A 19,678-nucleotide genomic window follows, 5' to 3' on the forward strand; every position below is an offset into this window, starting at 1 on the left:
TTTTAAGTGATATAATATAGAAAGAATAATCAGTTAGTATACATAGCAGATTTGTTTATTTGGAAGAAAATAAACAAAATTAAAAGATTAAAGCGTTATTATGGGAGAAGAGGAGGTGTCTTAGTACTAATATGAGTGGCTTAATATTTATACAATTAGTCGTTGGAATATTAGTAGCAGTTATTTTTTCGTTTTTACCTATATTAATCTTTTTTATTGTGGTATTGTTTTCAAAGCTGAAAGGGTTTACTTTGTCAGGATGGTTTTTTAATAGTTATGTACTTATAGGAACGCTTATAGGATTAATTGTCCTTTTTTCATTCAGTATTCCTACAATATTACAATATGTTGACGTGTTATAAAGCAAGTGACAGTTTTAACGTCCTCTAGTGTAATCCCCTAATGGAAAATACCATAGGGGAATTTTTTGTCTGCACTTTTTCTTTTACCAATTATTTACCTCAGAAAATACAAAAACCAAACGGCATGATTTTGTTCATCATGTGCGGCTCTTAGAAATTCTTCTTTTACTTTTTTGTTATCTGTATGGTAAGCAATATCTAAATACAAATCCACGGTTTCTTGCTCATCGTTAAAAGCATAATCAATGCCTTTCTTATAGTCACTGGGGCATTTTTCTGTAATGATAGGTGTATGTTTCTTTCCAGTTAACTGTGTATATAAATTAGAAAAGGTGTTGAAATGCCTGATTTCATCTTTTCTTATTTCATTTATGATTGTTTTTTCATTTTTTGTCGGAGCTAGGTTCTTAAGCTTTTGATAACAGGCTATAGCAGCATATTCTCCGTTAATTGCTTTCATCATTTGAGAAAGTATCTCGTGTTGCCTAACGTGTATTGGTGAATTTGGATCAAGATAATGATAAGCATGTTGGTTTGAGGATATTTGTTTACTAGGGTAGGATGGATAACCAAAATGAACATGATTACTTGCATGAGGACAATGTAATAATGGATTCCAAGGACTATGATAAAGAGATGGAATTACCCCATCCATTACTGTAGTTATAGATGAACGCATAATATAACTCCTTCGTTTTTGAGTTATCCTATGCCATTTTTCCTAAGGATGATGGTTGTCTAGTTAAAATTCAACGCTTTCTTTAAATCAATATTTCTCTGAGTTAGTCCAGGTGAGAATTACAGCATTTTACTCAAAGCAAACATAAAATAATTTTATAAAATTCGATTACTGTATAGTAATAAAATACATTTAGGAACATTTGTTCTATTTTTCTTGATTAAGAACTAATGTTCGTATATAATATTGTCAAAAGGAGGAGCTAAGATGATAAAACAATTACAAAAAGCGTGGAAAGAAAAAAGACCGATAGAAATTATCTATGTTAAAAAAGATAGTACTGTATCCCAGCGATCGATTCTTGTGAATGGTCTCACAGATACATACATCAAGGCCTATTGTTTAAAAAAGAAGCAGCCACGTATTTTTAAAATGGATGCCATCTTAGCCGCTTCCTTTAAGTCAAATCCATATAAAAAGTATGCTTGATAAGGCCTTTCTTTTTCCCGAATAGACATTTCTCTTAGTTCTTCAGCATATTTTGACAAAGAATAGTATAAACGCTCGGACAAGCTCCTTTTCCTTACATAGTATATAACGTAAGGAAATTTAAAAAAGGAAAGGAGCAAAAGAAATGGGTCGCTATAATAATGATGATGTTTTAGGTACAGGTAATAATAATTGTGGGAGAAAATGTGGAAATCGTGTTTCCCCTGTCCAAGATATTGTTCATCCAACTGAAACAGTCGTGAGAACTACAACAAACAAACGCAGAATTCGTAATATTCATCCAACTGAAATAATCAATGTGAATAGAACTGTTATTCGGAACGAGAACTATTATCCAGTAACGGAAAGACAAGTAAACGAAACAGTAGTAGAAGATTTCGATTGTGGTTCCAATGTAAATAACCCAAATAATTGCAGACCAAGAAGATTCTTTTAATTGCAGCATAGGAGAAATGGTACCCTTATGGAACAGGGTACCATTTCTGTTTTGTAAAGGTTGGAAAGAAGAATAAGTAAATTAGGATAAAAAAAAGAAAGCACAAAAGTGCCTTCTTTTTTAGCAAATTAATAACCGCCCCAATAGGAAGCGCCAATGATAATTAACAAGATGAACAACACAACTAATAAAGCGAAGTTACTATTGTAACCGCCACCGCCATAACAATCTGACATGTATGCCACCTCCTTCTCCAAGCTACATCATATCTTATGTAGGAATAATTTAAAGTGAGTGGACAAGAATCTATTATGGGGAATAAAAGGCTTTTTGATTAGAGGCTAGTTGTTCTAGTCTATTGAGGTTAGGGAGTGTGTATTTATAATTTGAAGGAAAAACAAAAAGAGGGAAATTATAGGTAGACCTATGATTTCCCTCTTTTGAAACACGATTAGTTCCTAACGATAGAAGTATTACTATTAACTTACATAAGATGCACCGATAATAACTAATAAAATAAATAATACTACGATTAATGCAAAGTTACTTCCAAATCCGCCTCCATATCCAGACATACTAGTCACCTCCACCTTTAGATTTACTATATTGTATGAAGGTAGCCGAATATGGTGTGGACAAGTTCATTAAATTTTTTTCGGAAAATGGTCTAAATTCAGAAATAGGTATGTAAAATGGTACAATTAGCTTAAGCAAGCTATGATAACCATTAGAAATTAAGCGATAGAAGAACGCTTACAATCATTTTGAAAATAAATTGTCATGATCCATGACAAAAAAAGAAAAATATCCTAATTAGTGCAGACGTCTTCTATCATTGTGAGTTGAGAATTATGTACGAGTTCTACCTTAAACACATTATAAATATCCCTAATTTCACAATAACCTGTATCATAGCAAAATAAAATTTTAAACACTCTGCCTTTATATAATACATTCCCTTTTGTCATTTTAACCTCCTTGATATTAGGTGTACTTATATTGTTTTAACTATCTCATACCCAGTTTCCAAACTTCTTAAACATATTTTTAAAAAATTATTTCATTTCAAAGGGAGATTGGAAAAATGTTCCTTCTTTTCGTTCCTTATTCGAGTTAAAATAGAAGGAGGAGAAAATTTTTCCAATCAAGATCTAATTTCGTAAACGAAGCAAATTAGTAAAGTACTAAATTGAAAGTATGAAATGTTCTCTTAACTTTGTAAAATGGAGGGATCAATAATGAAAAGAATTGCTGTATTCTGTGGGTCGAGTGCAGGAGCTTCTCCCGTTTATACGGAGGAAGCAGTCGCATTAGGGAAAGAATTGACTAGACGTGAAATGGAGCTTGTATATGGTGGTTCTTGTATTGGTTTAATGGGTGCAATTGCTGATAGCATGGTGGAATCAGGAGGAAAGGTAATAGGTGTGCTGCCTGATTTTCTGCAAGAAAAAGAAATAGCCCATCCTGCTTTAAGTGAATTAATTGTTGTAAAATCTATGCATGAAAGAAAAGCAAAAATGACCGAGCTAGCTGATGGATTTATTACGCTTCCAGGTGGTGCTGGAACGATGGAGGAGTTTTTTGAGATCTTTACTTGGGCACAACTTGGTCTGCATAAAAAACCACTTGGGATTCTTAACATCAACCATTATTACGACCCCCTTGTTGGATTAATTAATCATATGGCTGATGCAGAATTTTTACAAGACCAATATCGAACCATAACAATTGTTGATTCTGATCCAAAACAGTTGCTTGATAAATTTGCAACTTATACTCCCCCTGGGATAAAATCATTTATTCAAGTCAGTCAGACTTAATCTCTTTTCATACTATGTAAATACTTGACGATAGGAGTAGGACAGCGATGTTTCTTGTGCAAAAATTTTATGATGTTGAAGATTTCAAGCGAGTTATGATTCCATATTTAGAAAAGGAAGAAGCAGTTAATGGCTTACCTCTAGGAATCTTAATGAATATAGACGAGAAGATTAAGCCTACGGTAATGGCTGGAGTATATAAAGATGAACAACCTATTCTTATGTTGTTACAGACACATCCTAAACAAATAATCGTTTCTGTTTTTCAGAAAATTATTCCTTTGGAACTCTCTTTGATCAGTAAACTAATTCATGAAAGTATTACTGAAATCCCTGGTTTTATTGGCGAAAAGACGATTGTAAGAGAAATGGCCCAACATATTGCATCGTTACGTCAATTAAAAGTTATTCTTGGAATGGATCAACGAATCTATCAATTGAACGAAGTCAAAAAGAAACCATCTAATCTAGGGAATTTTAGGTGGATAACCAAAAATGATCAATCTACCATTCAACAATGGGTTTATGATTTCGCTGCATCAATAAACCAACCATTAGAAATGGAACAGGCAAGTAAGAGAGTCGAGGAGCTCATTCAAGGAGGCAAACTTGCGGGTTGGGAAGTAGATCATCAGCTAGTTAGTATGGCAAATGCAAGTAGACCGACGAAAAACAATATAACGATTAATTTTGTGTACACACCGAAAGAGTTTAGAAACAAAGGTTATGCAACAAATTGTGTTGCGGAACTCTCAGAGAGGCTTTTGGAGAGCGATTTTTCTTCTACTAGTCTTTATACAGATATTACTAACCCAACCTCGAATAAAATATATATGGAAATTGGTTATCAACCAATGATAGATTCTATTTTGTTATTTTTAGAGAAATAGAAGCTAGATTCTTAATTTTAAAAAACTGTGATAAATAATGGGGGAATATAGAGTGGATGAAAGGTATCCTATTGGAGTATTCGCGCATGAAGGAGAAATCTCGGAAGAAGTTCTGCATAGCTGGATCAGCGAAATAGAGCGATATCCAGAAAAACTAGCGAAAACAGTTGCTTCATTAAGAGAAGAACAGTTAGATACGCCCTATAGGGAAGGCGGATGGACGGTTCGACAGGTTGTGCATCATGTTGCAGATAGTCATATGAATGCATATATACGGACAAAGCTTGCTTTAACGGAAAAAACGCCAACTATTAAACCATATGAAGAAGCATTATGGGCAGAGCTTGCAGATTACTCATTGCCTGTTAATGTGTCGCTCCAAATGCTTACTACCATTCATACAAGATGGGTACATTTAATAAAATCCCTAATTCTAACAGATGAATTAGAAAAAGAACTGCATCATCCAGTTAGCGGAACGCAAACGGTTCGTTTATTAGTCGGAAACTATGCTTGGCATGGACGTCACCACCTGGCACATATTACGAATCTGTGTGAGAAAAAGGGCTGGCTGGTGAAATGATACTTGCTTTTTCAAGATAAAGTATGGGAGGGAATGAGAGAGAGTTATCTTATTTCCTCCTTTTTTTCTGCACAAAAATCCACGTGATTGTACTCGAATAACCCATTGTTTGATATTTCTCCGTAAATTTATTAGTCTCTTTCCATATATTTCAGGTGAATTACTCATATATATATAAAGATTTGCAGGAAAACTTACGCAAGTTTTTCGAATAGAAAGTACGTAACCATTCTTTTTCCAGTAACTTTTATTACTTAGAGAAAACTTCTATCCAATGAAAAAGAGGAGGGAAAGTGTGACATATATCGGCAAAAGTGTTTTTCGAAAGGAATCCTTGGAAAAAGTTTCGGGCACCGCAAGGTATACAGGTGATTACTTGGCGACAGATGCCTTGCATGTAGAAATGGTCAAAAGTTCGTACGCCCATGCATATATTTCTTCGATTGATATAGAAGAGGCAGAAAAGTTGGAAGGCGTAAGAGCAATTATTCTTGGAGATAATTTACCTTTAATCGGAGAAGAGGTAATTGATCGCCCACCTCTTGCTGTTAAAAAAGTACGTTATTACGGAGAAGTAATTGCATTAGTTGTTGCTGAAACAATCCCTGTTGCGAGAAGAGCTGCTCAGCTCATTAACATCGAATATGAACCGCTTCCAGTGGTGAATTCTGCCTTACAAGCACTTGAAAGCGATGCGCCGCTTCTCCATGATAATTTGCTCGATTACACAAAGGATGAAGGCATTTATCCTGTGGAAGGTACAAATATGATTAATCACACAAAGATTAGAAAAGGCGATATTAACCTTGGAATGGAGGAAGGGAAAGTATCGATTGAGTCACATTTTTCGATTCCGATTTCTGATCATGCCGCTATCGAGACAAGAGCTGCTCTTTGTGAGATTAGGGAAAGTGGAATTGTTCGTATTGTAACAAGCTCGCAGGCACCTTATATGGTAAAAAAAATCATCAGTAGAGATTTTAAAGTGGAAACAGGCAAAGTAGTCGTCGAAACACCATTTGTAGGTGGTGGTTATGGTGGAAAGGCATCGGTCCATTTAGAAATTTTTGCATTTATCGCATCTAGAGCAGTCGGTGGACGGAAGGTACGAGTTTTTAATACGAGAGAAGAAGATTTAACCGTTTCCCCAGTTCATATTGGTTTAGAGGCAACTGTTCAGCTCTCTTGTACCCAAGAAGGTAAACTGACTGCCGCAAAATTAAAGTATGTATTTGATGGTGGAGCTTATGCGGATAAGTCTCCACATTTAAGTACAGCTGGAGCAGTTGATTGTACTGGACCATATAAAATTGACAATGTTTGGTGTGATGCTTTATGTGTATATACTAATCATCCATATGCAGCACCCTTTAGAGGATTCAGCCACGGAGAGGTCCATTTTGCTTTTGAAAGAGCCATTGATATGCTTGCAAAAAAAGCAAAAATAGATCCGCTTCATTTTAGAAAAATTAATGCCATTCATCCAGGTGATACAACACCTACACAAGTGGTGTTAACGAGCAGTAAAGTAGGAAATGTTGAAAAATGTATTAATCGTTTAAGGGAAATAATGGAATGGGATAAGGGGCAAATCCATGCTATCGCCTCGAATAAAGTACGAGTAAAAGGGATCTCCTGTAGTTGGAAGAATTCAACTATTGGTCCTGCGGTTAGCTCTGGAGTCGTTCTCACCTTTAATTCAGATGGCAGCATAAATCTAATGTCTGGAATAGTCGAGATTGGTACCGGAACGAAAACAGTACTAGCGCAAATCTTAGCAGAAAAAATGAAAATGAATGTGGATCGAATTCATGTGAGAATGGCCGTTGATACACAAACAGAGCCAGAGCATTGGAAGACAGTTGCAAGTAGAGGGACATTAATGGCAGGGAGAGCAGTCATGGCTGCAGCAGATGATGCAATTCGAAAACTGAAGAAAATGGGTGCAATCGTGTTAAGAGTGCCTGAAGATGATTTAGAAGTAGCAAATGAGATGATCTTTTTAAGAGATAATCCAAAGAATTCGATTCCATTTGAAGACATTGTCTATGGGTATACGTATCCCAATGGAAATTCTATTGGCGGTCAAATCATAGCCAATGGTAGTTATTCACTTACTGGCTTAACGAATTTAGACCCAGAAACAGGTGCTGGTAACCCAGGTCCAGAATGGGCAGTAGCCGCCCAAGGAGTAGAAATAGAAATGGATATGAAAACATGGAGGTACAAGATTTTAAAAGCAATAACGGTGGTGGATTTAGGAGAAGTGCTTAATCATAAAGCAGCGCTTGGTCAAATCAAAGGGGCAATGAGTATGGGGATTGCTTGGGCATGCAGGGAAGCCTTTTATTTTGATGAAAACGGAAGAGTACTAAATCCACAATTACGCACATATCGACCATTAAGGTTTGGAGAACATCCAGAATATGAAGTTGACATTATTAAAACACCACATATAGAAGCTCCATTTGGGGCAAGGGGAGCGGGAGAGCATGGATTAGTAGGTATTCCAGCCGCATTAGGAAATGCACTTTCCTTGGCGATAAACACCGAGTTAAAAAGTCTACCACTTACGCCAGAAGCAATTTGGAGACACGTGAAGGAGGCACATAATGGCATTTGAATATATAGTTGCTTCCACAATAGAACAAGCAACAAAAAAATATGCTGAAGTTGAAGGACAAAACAGATATCCGGCGTATTATGCTGGCGGGACGGAGATTATTACATTAAGGAGAATTGATCAATTAAATGTAGATGTCTCTATTGATGTAAAACAAATAGCCGCATGTAATATTCATCAGGTTGATAAAGAGTATTTCGTGATCGGTTCCTGTATTACATTGACGGATATAGAAGAGCTTAATTATTTTCCGTTATTAACAGATGTCTGTAAAGAAATTGCTGATCGAACAGCAAGAAATAAGATAACAATTGGCGGGAATATTTGTGGCAATATCTTTTATCGAGAAGCGGTATTACCCTTCCTACTTACAGATAGTGTGTTAGTTCTCGCTAGTGAAAATGGAATTCGAACAGAATATATTCACGATGTGTTTGAAGAACAATTATTGCTTGAAAACGGAGAATTATTGGTGCAAGCATTTATCGATAAAAAATACTTATCTAAAGAATATATAGCAATAAAGGTGAGACAGCAGTGGGAAACTGGCTACCCACTAATTACGATTGCTGGATTAAAGTTCGACGGACAAATAAGAGTAGCAATCAGTGGTTTATGCCCCTTTCCATTTCGATCACTTGAACTCGAAAATCTTATTAATAATAAAACATTGCGAAGAGAAGAGCGCATTGCAGAAGTAATAAACCATCTACCTTCTCCAATCTTAAATGATGTAGAAGGATCGGATGAATATCGCTTGTTTGTGCTGTCCGACCTTTTAGAAAAAGTTTTGGATCGATTGGAGGGAATATAATTGCCGGAAAGTGGACCAAATTTAGTAATAGTAAAACTGCGTGTAAATGGTGAAAATCACTTTGTAACCATTCCTCCATCAAAAACATTGCTGGCCACATTGCGTGAAAATCTATTTTTGACAGGCGCGAAGCCAGGGTGCTTTAATGGTGACTGTGGCGCTTGCACGATTATCATTGATCAAGTGGCGATGAAATCATGTTTAATGCTTGCCGTAGAAGCGCAAGGAAAGGAAATCATTACAATAGAAGGACTAAAAGATAGCCCACTCCAACAAGCTTTTATCGAAGAATTTGCCTTTCAGTGCGGTTACTGTACACCTGGGTTCATTATGAATGGGCATGCTCTCCTCCTTAATGAGCACAATCCTAGTAGAGAAAAGATAAAAGAGTGGTTGGAATCCAATATATGTCGTTGTACGAGTTATGAGGAAATAGAAGCAGCGGTGTTGAAAGCAATTGTGCATAAAAAAGAATGAGCTCTTATCATTACTCCTGCAAGAAGTATGCAGGAGTAATTTTTCGTTTTAATACTTTTGCTGATTATTTGTTTTGTTTATGGCATTCTCTTCCTTTGTTTCTGCCATACCATATAAGCCGTTCATTTCTTGTTCATCCGTATCTAAGCCTAAATTGTTTTGTTTGTTTATTTCATTCTTCTTTTGATCTTTCATGTTTTTTGCTCCTTTCATGGTCTATTCTTTAATAGTCTGTCGAAAAATAAAAATTATATGTGAGAAAGAGAACATGCTTAGCTAGGAAGATGCTTCTTAATTTTTTCAAAAAGAGCCTTTAACATAATACCTAAGATAATAAAACCAACAAAAGATTTCGTATGGGACCAATGTTCTCCTAATATAAACATTTTTCTTAGCATAAATAATGGTTCGATAATATATGAAAATAATATAGACCAACCTAAAGTAGCTACTAAAAATTTGTGCCAATTGCTAAAGTATTGATAGACAAGCATTGCTGTTATAGGAATAATGACCAAATTAGCAGGAATTAACGGAGTGATGATGGGGATAAGTTTATCCGGATAGCTCCATAGCATTAATTCTGTGCCAATAATGTCTAGGAGCATAGATATAGTGGCACATACCATGCCATAAGAGAATATTTCAAAAAAACGATTTTTATCTACTAACCTCCACCAAATAAAATAGGGAATTATCGTTGCTAAGAAAAGAATCCACCAATTTGGCGAAAATAAATCATGCTGAAACCAATGATCGATGGACAGATGGTATAATTTCTCCTTTGCTTTATTAATTTCCATGTTAGTAGGAAGATGCAATATTAAGCTATACATATAGGTCACCACTTTTATTTTTCAACAATAAAAAAGAATTTTATGGTATTAGTATGAATGAAGATTGGATTTTTTATTAGATATTTTTAGTATACATAAATTTACCAATGATGGGAGAGAATAAAAGTTATTAAAGGTGGGATATGTAATGAAAAAAAAGTGGAAAAAATATAAAGTCTATATTGTTGGTTTGTTCTATATTATTTTTATTAATGGACTCATTGCTGCAAGCTATATTATAGGTTTTAAGGAATTTAAAAAACTTATTAACTTTTAAAAAAATAGTCTATGTATGATTACTTAAAATACTTTCAGTGTATTTTTCCTTTAAGGAATAGGATAAGGTATGGAGAAATAGGATGAAAGTGTAGGAGGTGATACATTGGCAGTAGTACGAACAACAGATGCGGATATTGATTTATTAGCAAGACTTCTCCGTGCTGAAGCAGAGGGAGAAGGGGAATTAGGGATGTTATTAGTTGGGAACGTTGGAATTAATCGGATCAGAGCAGATTGTTCTGATTTCAGGGGACTACGTACTGTTTCCGATATGGTTTATCAAGCCCATGCGTTTGAAGCAACAACGAAAGGTTATTTTTATCAAAGACCAAGAGAAAGTGAACGACGGTTGGCGAGAAGGGTAGTGAATGGTGAATCCTTTTGGCCAGCAAAATATAGCTTATGGTATTTTCGTCCCCCAGGCGATTGTCCTCCTACTTGGTATAATCAGCCACATGTAGGGAGATTTAAGCTGCATTGTTTTTATGAACCAACTGCAGAAGAATGCGAAAATGTTTATAACACATTCTAATTTTGAAGATTTTTTCTATTACTTATTAAAAAGGTGTCTGTATTTTGGAGGACATCTTTTTTGTGTAGAAATTTTGGAGAATTTTAAGAAATAAGCATTTGAGGTCTTGGTTAATTAGTGGTATATTTTAAAATATTATGAAAACTTAGGGAGTGTCTTACGTTGTCTTTAGAAAATGTACAAACATATTTAAGTAAATGGAATAGAGAGAAAGATATTCAAATTTTTGAAACCTCTAGTGCCACCGTTTTAGAAGCTGCAAACACATTAGGAGTAGAGCCGAAAAGAATCGCTAAAACGTTATCTTTTCGAAAGGAAGATGATGCAATCTTAATCGTAGCAGCGGGTGATGCCAAAATTGACAATAAAAAATTCAAGCAAACCTTTACAGAAAAACCAAGGATGCTATCCCCAGAAGAAGTATTGGAGAAAACGGGTCACGCAGTTGGCGGCGTTTGTCCTTTTGGTTTGACGGAAGATTTACCTGTCTATATGGATGAATCCTTGAAGCGATTCACCACCGTTTTTCCAGCTTGCGGAAGTAGTAATTCAGCCATAGAATTGACCAATGAAGAGCTATACATATACGGTAATGTAGTCGAATGGGTAAATGTATGTAAAGGTTGGGAGTAAAACAATAACACTATAAATACATTCGTGGGAGTTGGAGTTAGTGCAAAAATACATTGTAATCTTTTTAAGCATGACTATTACTTCTATAGTTATTAATGTGATTACTTCGATTACCAGTTTTGAATATAATTGGTAAGCATGATTTCATCTCAAAAAAATTATCTACCTATATTTTAAAACCCGAGCGGTTAAAATTCTAGACTAACTTGATGAAACCATGTTGATTGGAGCGGAAGGGGTGAGACTCCTATGGGAGATGCGAGAAAGTCCGAGACCCTGCAGGAGCGTAGCGACGAAGCGGCTCGGCGCTCGCCCCATGGAAAGCGAACCCCTGTAGCGGAAATTAACATCCCTATTAGAAGGGGCCACAAAAAAAGACCATAGGCAAAACCTCAAATTTCAAGGAGTTTGTCTACAGTCTAAAGGCTTGTCTATAATGACAAGCCTTTTTCAATTAGAAAAGTACTTATTGAATTTGACGGTATACACCAATTACTTTACCAAGAATGCTCACATTATGAAGAATGATCGGCTCCATTGTGCTATTCTCTGGTTGAAGGCGAATAAAGTCGCGTTCTTTAAAGAATCGTTTAACTGTTGCTTCATCTTCCTCGGTCATTGCGACAACAATATCCCCGTTATTAGCTGAATGCTGTTGTCTGACGATTACATAGTCACCATCTAATATACCAGCTTCAATCATACTTTCTCCCATTATCTCAAGCATGAAAATTTGTTCATCGCTCGGTGCAAGCCTTTCGGGTAATGGAAAATATTCTTCTACATTTTCAATAGCAGTGATAGGCATACCGGCTGTAACTTTTCCGACTACAGGAACATTAATAATATTATATTTTGGTATATTGCTTTCTTCTAAATCCAATATTTCAATAGCTCTTGGTTTAGTTGGATCTCGACGGATTAGTCCTTTACTTTCTAATCTTGCTAAATGACCGTGAACTGTTGAACTTGATGCAAGACCAACTGCTTCTGCAATTTCACGAACAGAAGGTGGATATCCTTTTAGCTTTACTTCTTCTTTTATGTATTCTAGTATGTCTAATTGCCTCTTTGAAAGCTTCTGCATTATACGCACCTCGTTATATTATTCTTGTACTAATTATAACACGATAAATAAAAGGATACAAACATAAGTTCTATTTTGTTGTTGACAGGAAACGTTTGTTCGTATTAAACTAGATTTATAAACGAACATACATTCTAAAAAAGGTGGAATTATAGATGGCAAAACTGTGGGAAAAATATTCATATACTATTATTCTTTTAATTTGTGGGTTAGCAGCGTGTATAATGATTGTAGTTAATACTGGAGAATCAGATTCAAGCGATTATATGTCGGTTACGGTGAAGAATGGAGAAACGGTATGGGAACTATCAAATGAATATGCAGGTTCCTATAATATGACGAAAAAGCAATTTATCAAATGGGTAGAAGAAAATAATAATATTTCTGCTAGTAATATTACAGTTGGAAAAGAATTGCTTATCCCAGTGCGTGAAGAGGATCATCAACTAATGTTAGCTTCTGAATAAGAGAAAAGGAAACGAGATAGTAATGAAGATTGAAAAGAATGCAATAATTTATTGTCGTGTAAGTACAGATAAAGAAGAACAGACTACATCCTTAGCAAGACAGGAAGAGGAATTATTAGAATTGGCAAGTAAAATGGACTTTCAAGTAAAACAAATAATCTCGGAAAGAGCAAGTGGCTACGATTTAGATAGAGAAGGACTGCTCGAGCTATTAACGCTGATAAAAGAGGAAGAAATATCGTCGATCTTAATACAAGATGAAACGAGATTGGGAAGAGGAAATGCTAGAATTGCCATATTACATTGCATTTTAAAGGAAAATATAAAGGTTTATAGCATATCGTCATCTGGAGAGCTTACTCTTTCAGAGGCAGATGAAATGGTATTGAAAATTGTCAGCATAGTAGAAGAATATCAGCGGAAGATACATAATTTAAAGATAAAAAGAGGAATGAAACGAGCAGTAGAGAATGGTTATCGTCCTGATAAAAATTTAAAAAACTTAGGAGATCATTCTGGAAGACAGAAGCTGGAAGTTCCAATTGAAGAAGTAGTAAAATTAAAGCAAAATGGGTTAACCTTTGCAGAAATAACGTCTACTTTAAAGGGACTAGGCTATGCTTTTTCAAAAGCTACTATTCATCGAAGATACCAAGAATATATGGAACAATTAAACGAAACTTAAGCTAATCGTAAAAATAGGAAAGTGTACTTATTTATGCTATAATTAATTTTCAACAAGCCAGTTGCATTGTAAACTGGGCTTTTTTATGTTTTGTGTAGCCTACCTAATAGCCCTTCCATAATAGGACCAAAAGTTAAAGGCGTATAGGCAGGAATAATCTATATTTAAAGTAAACTTTAATAGAAGGAGAATAAAATGTTCCCTAAAAATAAACTTAATCGTATAAATGAACTTGCAAAAAAGAAAAAGGAAATTGGTTTAACACCAGAAGAAGCAAAAGAACAAACGAAATTACGCGCTGAATATTTAAAAAATTTCCGTTCTACGATGGTAAATACAATCGAAAATGTAAAGATTATTGATCCAGAAGGAAACGATGTTACCCCGCAAAAAGTTAAAGATATTCAAAACAAAAAGAAGATGCATTAATTCTATCAAAGATTTTTTTTACAAATAAAGAAGTCTACAAGAATATACCAAGCAAGATAGGATCAACTCTTTTAGTAGAAAAAAACCTTAGCATGAAAAAATGTTAAGGTTTTTTTATGTTTTCTTAAGGAATTAATGGGTAAAATACCAAATAAATGTCGAAATTATATAGTGGTGCTTCTTTCTAAATTACATAAATAGAAAAGAATCATATAGGAAACATAAATATGGAAAAGAGAGGATGTTGAAAGTTGAATACAAAATTAGATCATTTATCGATTGCTTCAATTAGAACACTATCCATTGATACAATTGAAAAAGCAAAATCAGGTCACCCCGGAATGCCAATGGGGGCTGCACCAATGGCGTATACATTGTGGACATCTTATATGAATCATAATCCCAAAAATCCAGATTGGTTTAATCGTGATCGCTTTGTTTTATCTGCAGGACATGGCTCTGCATTACTATATAGCTTATTGCATTTATCCGGCTATGACTTATCACTTGATGATCTAAAGCAATTTCGACAATGGGGAAGCAAGACACCAGGTCACCCTGAATATGGACATACTGTAGGAGTTGATGCAACCACAGGTCCTCTTGGCCAAGGGATTGCGATGGCTGTCGGAATGGCTCTTGCAGAAAAGCATTTAGCAGGTGTTTATAATAAAAATAACTATCCAATCGTTGATCATTTTACATACAGCATTTGTGGTGACGGTGATTTAATGGAAGGGGTATCGGCTGAGGCTGCTTCCCTTGCAGGACATTTGCAGTTAGGAAAATTAGTAGTGATGTATGATTCTAATGATATTTCTTTAGATGGTGATCTAGATAAATCCTTTTCCGAAAGTGTGGAGCAACGTTTTAAGGCTTATGGCTGGCAATATATCCGAGTAGAAGACGGAAATGACACAGATCAAATAGCTAAGGCTTTAGAAGAAGCAAAAAAGGATCAATCTAAACCAACATTAATTGAAGTAAAAACAATTATAGGATTTGGTGCACCAAATAAAGCTGGGAAATCACTTGTTCATGGAGCTCCCCTTGGTGCTGATGAGTTGAAGTTAACAAAAGAAGCATATAAATGGACTTTTGAGGAAGATTTCTATGTACCAGATGAAGTGTATAATCATTTTAAAGAAAAGGTTGCAATCCATGGGGATAAAAAGGAAAAAGAATGGAATGATCTTTTTTCAAATTACGAAAAAGAATTTCCAGAACTAGCTGATCAGTTAAAGTCTGCTTTATCTGATACATTACCGCAAGGCTGGGATAATGACTTACCAGTTTATGAAGAAGGTAGCAGCTTAGCAAGCCGTGCCTCATCAGGTGAAGTTATCAATAGTATTTCAAACAATCTACCATTTTTAATTGGTGGTTCTGCCGATTTAGCGGGAAGTAATAATACAATGATAAAAGGAGGAGACGATTTTACTCCAGAAACACCTGAAGGAAGAAATATTTGGTTTGGAGTTAGAGAATTTGCGATGGGAGCAGCACTTAATGGAATTGTCCTCCATGGTGGATTGAAAATTTTTGGCGGTACCTTCTTCGTTTTTTCAGATTATTTAAGACCGGCTATTCGTCTTGCTGCATTGATGGGACTGCCGGTAACATATGTATTCACCCATGATAGTATTGCAGTAGGTGAAGATGGTCCAACCCATGAGCCTGTAGAGCAATTAGCTTCCTTAAGAGCAATGCCAAATCTTTCTGTCATTCGTCCAGCCGACGGAAATGAGACAGCAGCGGCATGGAAAATTGCGTTAGAATCTACGGATAAGCCAACAGCATTAGTTTTAACTAGACAAAACTTGCCAACCATTAAAGGAACAAAGGATAATGCATATGATGGTGTATCTAAAGGTGGATATGTTATTTCTCCTACAGAAGCAGGAACACCAGATGCATTGTTAATCGCAGCAGGATCCGAAGTTGGTCTAGCAGTAGAAGCGCAGCAAGAATTAGAAAAAGACGGAATTAATATCTCTGTTGTAAGCTTACCTGCATGGGATCGGTTTGAACAGCAATCAAACGAGTATAAAGAGACAGTTCTTCCTAAATCAGTAAAGAAAAGATTAGCAATAGAAATGGGGAGCTCTCTTGGTTGGCATAAATATGTAGGGGATGAAGGAGATGTTCTTTCAATTGATACATTTGGAGCATCTGCACCTGGAAATAAAATATTAGAGGAATATGGATTTACCGTGCCCAATGTTGTAAAACGCTTAAAAGCATTGCTAGAAAGTTAAACTAGTAAGAATGACTGGGATGTGATTTTCAAGAATGACGGAAAATCACTTCTTTGTTCATTCTACTTTCTTTGATTCGACAAAATAAGTCTGTTTTTTTTACACCTTGAGACACATCTTGAAACAAACCTTCTTTATAATAGAAGGAAAAGAAGTGGACAGGTTGGTGAAGAGCAGTATGAGAAGATATCAATTGTATTTAATTAAAGAAAAAATCGCCATTCATTATAACGGTAGAGAACGCTTGTTTTACAATTTATTTTCGGACCATACTAAAACAGACGATGGACAACCATTAAAGGAAATTCTTCAAAAACAGGTTGATTTTATTACACTGCCTATTTCCAAATGGATGATCGAGAATCAATTATATGCCGCTTTGCAGAGAAATAAGAGCTTCCAATATAAAGATGGTGTGTTTTATATTGAAAATGGAAATTTAAGCAGCGCATCATTAATGATGAAGGACGATTATTTATATATAGAAGCAGATGGTTATTATGACGCGGAATCCATTTTCTTTGAAATTATTCGAAAGCACGAGCCTTCCTTTTTAGCAATAGATATAGAAAATGATCGATTTGGCTGGTTAAAACCGATAAAAGAAAGAAATTTTGTGTAAAATGGAGAAATTCTGTAACAGATATTGTATAATATTATCTGGTCTAGTACACTAAAGTATAGACAACATGAAGGAGGAAAAAAGATATGCCTTGGTACGCTTGGTTGAGTATTGTCGTAGCATTGATCGCCGGTATTGTTATCGGATTTTTTATTGCGCGTAAATACATGATGAACTACTTAAAGAAAAACCCACCAATTAACGAGCAAATGTTAAAAATGATGATGATGCAAATGGGAATGAAACCTTCTCAAAAGAAAATCAATCAAATGATGACAGCGATGAACAAACAACAAGGAAAATAATAGGACAAGCTAGTAGCAAAGCCTATTTTTCTGATTTGATAGGAGAGTATTCAGTCATTATTTATAAATAAATGGTAATCTCATCAAAACTTCTTAAACCATATTTTTCTGTGAATACACAGCAGGAAAATATGGTTTTTATTTGTTTTTACAGAATTTTATATACTAACAGAAGTGAAGGATGAAAGGAAATAAAAGAAAAGGAGATTTAGTATGTTAACATACCAGATTAGACTAGAAAGCCTATACACTAAAATGGCATACATCCTTTATAAATCGAGGCAAGTAGGACGAAGTAATCTAGATGACGAAGTGGAGTCATACACTGATCTAAAATTAGTCCCAGTGATGCAATATGGAAATGAAATGTTAAAAGAAGGATTGATAGAAGAAGATTTGGAATATATTTTCTCATTAAGAAAAATAGAATACAGTAAAAACCCAATTTACAGTGGGGATGATTTGAAATTAATAAGTATATGTTTTAAGTACTTCATTCTCATCGCACAAGGTGATTATATGGAATTTAGCGATTTTAGTCGTTTAATTCTTCGTTATGAGAATGTTGAGAATAAACATTCATCTTTGGTTCAGTCAATAAATAGTTTAGAAGATGCGGAAGAAAAGAAAGTTCCTATTAGTTATGAAGAATATCTTAATCAAGTGGAGGAGAGAAAAAACAGCAAAAAACTCCTTTTATCTAAAGAAGACGTAGATCGATTGTTGTATCGTATGAATGAAGAAAAGTGATTGATGTATGAGTAAAATGTTTGTGGGAGAATAAATATCCTTTTTGTCTAGTTGGGGGACGAGTCCCCCAACTAGACAAAAAGGCCACCAAGCGAAAGCGCGGTAGCTGGAAAAAATTAAGTATTAAAAAAGAGAGCTTCCTTTTGTAAAGTAGAGTTTGACTAGAAAACTACGAAAAGGAGAGGCTCTCATGAATCAATGTAACATAAAAATGCCATCATTAAAAGAATTGGAAAAAACTTTATTTCGAACACTACAAATGACGTTTCAAGAAATCCTTATTCAAACGTTAGAAAATTGGGATCAAGAGATTGCCAAGCAACGAGACAAAAGAAGATTTGCTTTACGTGATAAACGAGAAATACGATTAGATACAGCGTTTGGAGCTGTGGAGCTGAAGCGTAATTATTATTTTGATCGTGTGACTAAAAAATATATTTGTCTATTAGATCACTATTTACAGTTTCAGGGGAATAAGGGATTTAGTCCGCTACTAGAAGAATGGGGGTTAGAACTAGCGACGAATGGCTCCTCCTATCGAAAGGCGGTGGAAACGTTCGAACAATTTTTAGGCTATTCGGCGATGAGCCACGAAGCATTACGGCAACATCTTCTTCAAACAAGCGTACTTCCCGCTAAGGAAAAACGCCCTTTTCAAAAGGTATTGTTTGTCGAAGTAGATGGATTATATGTGAAGAGTCAAGAAAAGAAAAAGCGTGGATGGGAGTTGAAATTCGCCGCTGTACACGAGGGATGGAAAGAAAACGGAAAGCGAATCAGGCTCCGAAATAAAAGGCATTTTCTTTATGAAGGAAAAGAACCCTTTTGGGAAGCCTTTGAAACGTTCTTACAGAATCATTATGCGTATGATCCTACCCAAACCTTGCTTATTATTAATGGTGATGGAGCAGGCTGGATAACGGCATGTCGGGAGTATTTTCGGGAACGCGCCTTTTTCACCATGGATCGTTTTCATGTCGCTCGTTCGATGAAGCAACTAATGAAGAGCCATCCTCGATACCGCTACATGAAAAGAGCGTTAAGAAACTACCAGGTAGAAACATTACTTCTAGAGTTGAATAGCGCAGTAGGAACAATGGATACACCAGAAAAAGAAGAAAAACTAGAGCATTTCCTTGCCTTTTTAACGCATCATCAGGAAACCATAAAAGATTACCGTAGTTGGTTACAGGAAAAAGGTGTGGACACGACAGCGTATCGTCCAATGGGAAGTGCAGAGGCGATGATGAATCAATTAGCCAAACGATTAAAGAATGGAAGAGCATGGAGCAAAAAAGGAGTCATGAGCATGGCGCGCTTGTGGATTGGATTGAAGGATGACCTATCCATCCAAACGATATATGGGAAATGGGAAAAAGCCACGGAAAAATCAAAGAAAGAGCATCGAGCGAAAAGAAAAATACCCACAAAATTAGTAACAGAAACCGTGCGTCAGAACATGCCATACTTAAATCAAGCGATTGGAAAACCCGTTCACTTTGCCTTACAGGGATTAAAAGGTTTTTAAAAAATGAGAGAATCAACAGTTGGAAGAACAAAACCAATTGGAAAGCGGATACAAACTTAGAGGTTTTACTTTA

At 35.5% G+C, this 19,678-nt stretch carries 26 protein-coding genes; 19 read left to right on the forward strand and 7 right to left on the reverse strand.

The features are described 5' to 3' along the window. Positions 1–456 precede the first annotated feature (456 nt). On the reverse strand, positions 457–1,041 hold the full coding sequence (locus HHU08_RS25705; RefSeq protein ID WP_318010517.1) for a ferritin-like domain-containing protein: 585 nt from the start codon (positions 1,039–1,041) through the stop codon (positions 457–459). A 267-nt stretch (positions 1,042–1,308) separates the two neighbouring features. Between HHU08_RS25705 and HHU08_RS11725 the strand changes: the two genes are divergently transcribed. Beyond that, the gene (locus HHU08_RS11725) at positions 1,309–1,530 is read left to right on the forward strand and encodes a WYL domain-containing protein (RefSeq protein ID WP_169188529.1); all 222 of its coding nucleotides are present in this window, start codon (positions 1,309–1,311) and stop codon (positions 1,528–1,530) included. Positions 1,531–1,675: 145 nt separating this feature from the next. Continuing rightward, a complete protein-coding gene (locus HHU08_RS11730) occupies positions 1,676–1,987 on the forward strand; it encodes a spore coat protein (RefSeq protein WP_016205008.1) in 312 nt (103 codons plus the stop codon). 128 nt (positions 1,988–2,115) lie between these two features. Here the strand turns inward: HHU08_RS11730 and HHU08_RS11735 are convergent, their stop codons facing one another. The 3 genes from HHU08_RS11735 to HHU08_RS11745 form a co-directional block, all read right to left on the reverse strand. After that, positions 2,116–2,223 (reverse strand): YjcZ family sporulation protein, encoded by a 108-nt coding sequence (locus tag HHU08_RS11735; RefSeq protein ID WP_016205009.1) that lies wholly within the window; start codon positions 2,221–2,223, stop codon positions 2,116–2,118. A gap of 243 nt (positions 2,224–2,466) precedes the next feature. Beyond that, positions 2,467–2,562, reverse strand: coding sequence for a YjcZ family sporulation protein (locus HHU08_RS11740; protein ID WP_084668784.1), 96 nt, complete (start codon positions 2,560–2,562; stop codon positions 2,467–2,469). Positions 2,563–2,796: 234 nt separating this feature from the next. Further along, positions 2,797–2,955, reverse strand: a complete 159-nt coding sequence (locus HHU08_RS11745; protein ID WP_169188530.1) for a hypothetical protein — start codon at positions 2,953–2,955, stop codon at positions 2,797–2,799. Positions 2,956–3,225: 270 nt separating this feature from the next. On the opposite strand from HHU08_RS11745, the gene HHU08_RS11750 reads away from it, so the two are divergent. The 6 genes from HHU08_RS11750 to HHU08_RS11775 all read left to right on the forward strand — a co-directional run bounded on the left by HHU08_RS11750 (position 3,226) and on the right by HHU08_RS11775 (position 9,194). Continuing rightward, positions 3,226–3,807, forward strand: a complete 582-nt coding sequence (locus tag HHU08_RS11750; protein ID WP_169188531.1) for an LOG family protein — start codon at positions 3,226–3,228, stop codon at positions 3,805–3,807. Positions 3,808–3,854: 47 nt separating this feature from the next. After that, complete coding sequence (locus tag HHU08_RS11755) at positions 3,855–4,697, forward strand: GNAT family N-acetyltransferase (protein WP_016205011.1); 843 nt, start codon at positions 3,855–3,857, stop codon at positions 4,695–4,697. Positions 4,698–4,734: 37 nt separating this feature from the next. After that, on the forward strand, positions 4,735–5,280 hold the full coding sequence (locus tag HHU08_RS11760; RefSeq protein WP_101731276.1) for a YfiT family bacillithiol transferase: 546 nt from the start codon (positions 4,735–4,737) through the stop codon (positions 5,278–5,280). Positions 5,281–5,575: 295 nt separating this feature from the next. Next, positions 5,576–7,903 (forward strand): xanthine dehydrogenase family protein molybdopterin-binding subunit, encoded by a 2,328-nt coding sequence (locus HHU08_RS11765; protein ID WP_169188532.1) that lies wholly within the window; start codon positions 5,576–5,578, stop codon positions 7,901–7,903. Then, positions 7,893–8,717 (forward strand): FAD binding domain-containing protein, encoded by an 825-nt coding sequence (locus tag HHU08_RS11770; protein ID WP_169188533.1) that lies wholly within the window; start codon positions 7,893–7,895, stop codon positions 8,715–8,717. The genes HHU08_RS11765 and HHU08_RS11770 overlap by 11 nt, the downstream gene beginning before the upstream one ends. Next, a complete protein-coding gene (locus HHU08_RS11775; protein WP_016205015.1) occupies positions 8,718–9,194 on the forward strand; it encodes a (2Fe-2S)-binding protein in 477 nt (158 codons plus the stop codon). A gap of 48 nt (positions 9,195–9,242) precedes the next feature. Here HHU08_RS11775 and HHU08_RS11780 read toward each other — a convergent pair whose 3' ends face one another. Next, the gene (locus HHU08_RS11780; RefSeq protein WP_156827883.1) at positions 9,243–9,389 is read right to left on the reverse strand and encodes a DUF4021 domain-containing protein; all 147 of its coding nucleotides are present in this window, start codon (positions 9,387–9,389) and stop codon (positions 9,243–9,245) included. A gap of 77 nt (positions 9,390–9,466) precedes the next feature. Next, the gene (locus tag HHU08_RS11785; RefSeq protein WP_016205016.1) at positions 9,467–10,030 is read right to left on the reverse strand and encodes a CBO0543 family protein; all 564 of its coding nucleotides are present in this window, start codon (positions 10,028–10,030) and stop codon (positions 9,467–9,469) included. A 148-nt stretch (positions 10,031–10,178) separates the two neighbouring features. Between HHU08_RS11785 and HHU08_RS25465 the strand changes: the two genes are divergently transcribed. The 3 genes from HHU08_RS25465 (at position 10,179) to HHU08_RS11795 (ending at position 11,474) form a co-directional block, all read left to right on the forward strand. Continuing rightward, a complete protein-coding gene (locus tag HHU08_RS25465) occupies positions 10,179–10,307 on the forward strand; it encodes a hypothetical protein (protein WP_263479837.1) in 129 nt (42 codons plus the stop codon). A 105-nt stretch (positions 10,308–10,412) separates the two neighbouring features. Next, positions 10,413–10,841 carry a cell wall hydrolase gene (locus HHU08_RS11790; RefSeq protein ID WP_101731270.1) on the forward strand — a complete coding sequence of 143 codons (429 nt, stop codon included), beginning with the start codon at positions 10,413–10,415 and terminating at the stop codon, positions 10,839–10,841. A gap of 162 nt (positions 10,842–11,003) precedes the next feature. Then, positions 11,004–11,474: a YbaK/EbsC family protein gene (locus HHU08_RS11795; RefSeq protein WP_016205018.1), complete on the forward strand. Its 471-nt coding sequence runs from the start codon at positions 11,004–11,006 to the stop codon at positions 11,472–11,474. 466 nt (positions 11,475–11,940) lie between these two features. Here the strand turns inward: HHU08_RS11795 and lexA are convergent, their stop codons facing one another. Further along, the gene (gene lexA / locus HHU08_RS11800) at positions 11,941–12,561 is read right to left on the reverse strand and encodes a transcriptional repressor LexA (RefSeq protein ID WP_016205019.1); all 621 of its coding nucleotides are present in this window, start codon (positions 12,559–12,561) and stop codon (positions 11,941–11,943) included. A 155-nt stretch (positions 12,562–12,716) separates the two neighbouring features. On the opposite strand from lexA, the gene yneA reads away from it, so the two are divergent. The 8 genes from yneA to HHU08_RS11840 all read left to right on the forward strand — a co-directional run bounded on the left by yneA (position 12,717) and on the right by HHU08_RS11840 (position 19,605). Then, entirely contained in the window at positions 12,717–13,028 is a 312-nt protein-coding gene (yneA, locus tag HHU08_RS11805) for a cell division suppressor protein YneA (protein WP_016205020.1), read from the forward strand. Positions 13,029–13,050: 22 nt separating this feature from the next. Next, positions 13,051–13,713 (forward strand): YneB family resolvase-like protein, encoded by a 663-nt coding sequence (locus HHU08_RS11810; RefSeq protein ID WP_169188534.1) that lies wholly within the window; start codon positions 13,051–13,053, stop codon positions 13,711–13,713. A 195-nt stretch (positions 13,714–13,908) separates the two neighbouring features. Further along, positions 13,909–14,142, forward strand: coding sequence for a DUF896 domain-containing protein (locus tag HHU08_RS11815; protein WP_016205022.1), 234 nt, complete (start codon positions 13,909–13,911; stop codon positions 14,140–14,142). A gap of 251 nt (positions 14,143–14,393) precedes the next feature. Next, positions 14,394–16,400: a transketolase gene (gene tkt, locus HHU08_RS11820; RefSeq protein ID WP_169188535.1), complete on the forward strand. Its 2,007-nt coding sequence runs from the start codon at positions 14,394–14,396 to the stop codon at positions 16,398–16,400. Positions 16,401–16,554: 154 nt separating this feature from the next. Beyond that, positions 16,555–17,022 (forward strand): sporulation inhibitor of replication protein SirA, encoded by a 468-nt coding sequence (gene sirA, locus HHU08_RS11825; protein WP_224428158.1) that lies wholly within the window; start codon positions 16,555–16,557, stop codon positions 17,020–17,022. An 86-nt stretch (positions 17,023–17,108) separates the two neighbouring features. Beyond that, entirely contained in the window at positions 17,109–17,327 is a 219-nt protein-coding gene (locus HHU08_RS11830; protein WP_016205025.1) for a YneF family protein, read from the forward strand. A gap of 213 nt (positions 17,328–17,540) precedes the next feature. Beyond that, entirely contained in the window at positions 17,541–18,077 is a 537-nt protein-coding gene (locus HHU08_RS11835; protein WP_016205026.1) for a hypothetical protein, read from the forward strand. Positions 18,078–18,267: 190 nt separating this feature from the next. After that, the gene (locus tag HHU08_RS11840; protein WP_169188335.1) at positions 18,268–19,605 is read left to right on the forward strand and encodes an ISLre2 family transposase; all 1,338 of its coding nucleotides are present in this window, start codon (positions 18,268–18,270) and stop codon (positions 19,603–19,605) included. Positions 19,606–19,678: the final 73 nt, after the last annotated feature.

Source organism: Niallia alba, assembly GCF_012933555.1.
In the GTDB taxonomy this organism is placed as follows: Bacteria; Bacillota; Bacilli; order Bacillales; family Cytobacillaceae; genus Niallia; species Niallia alba.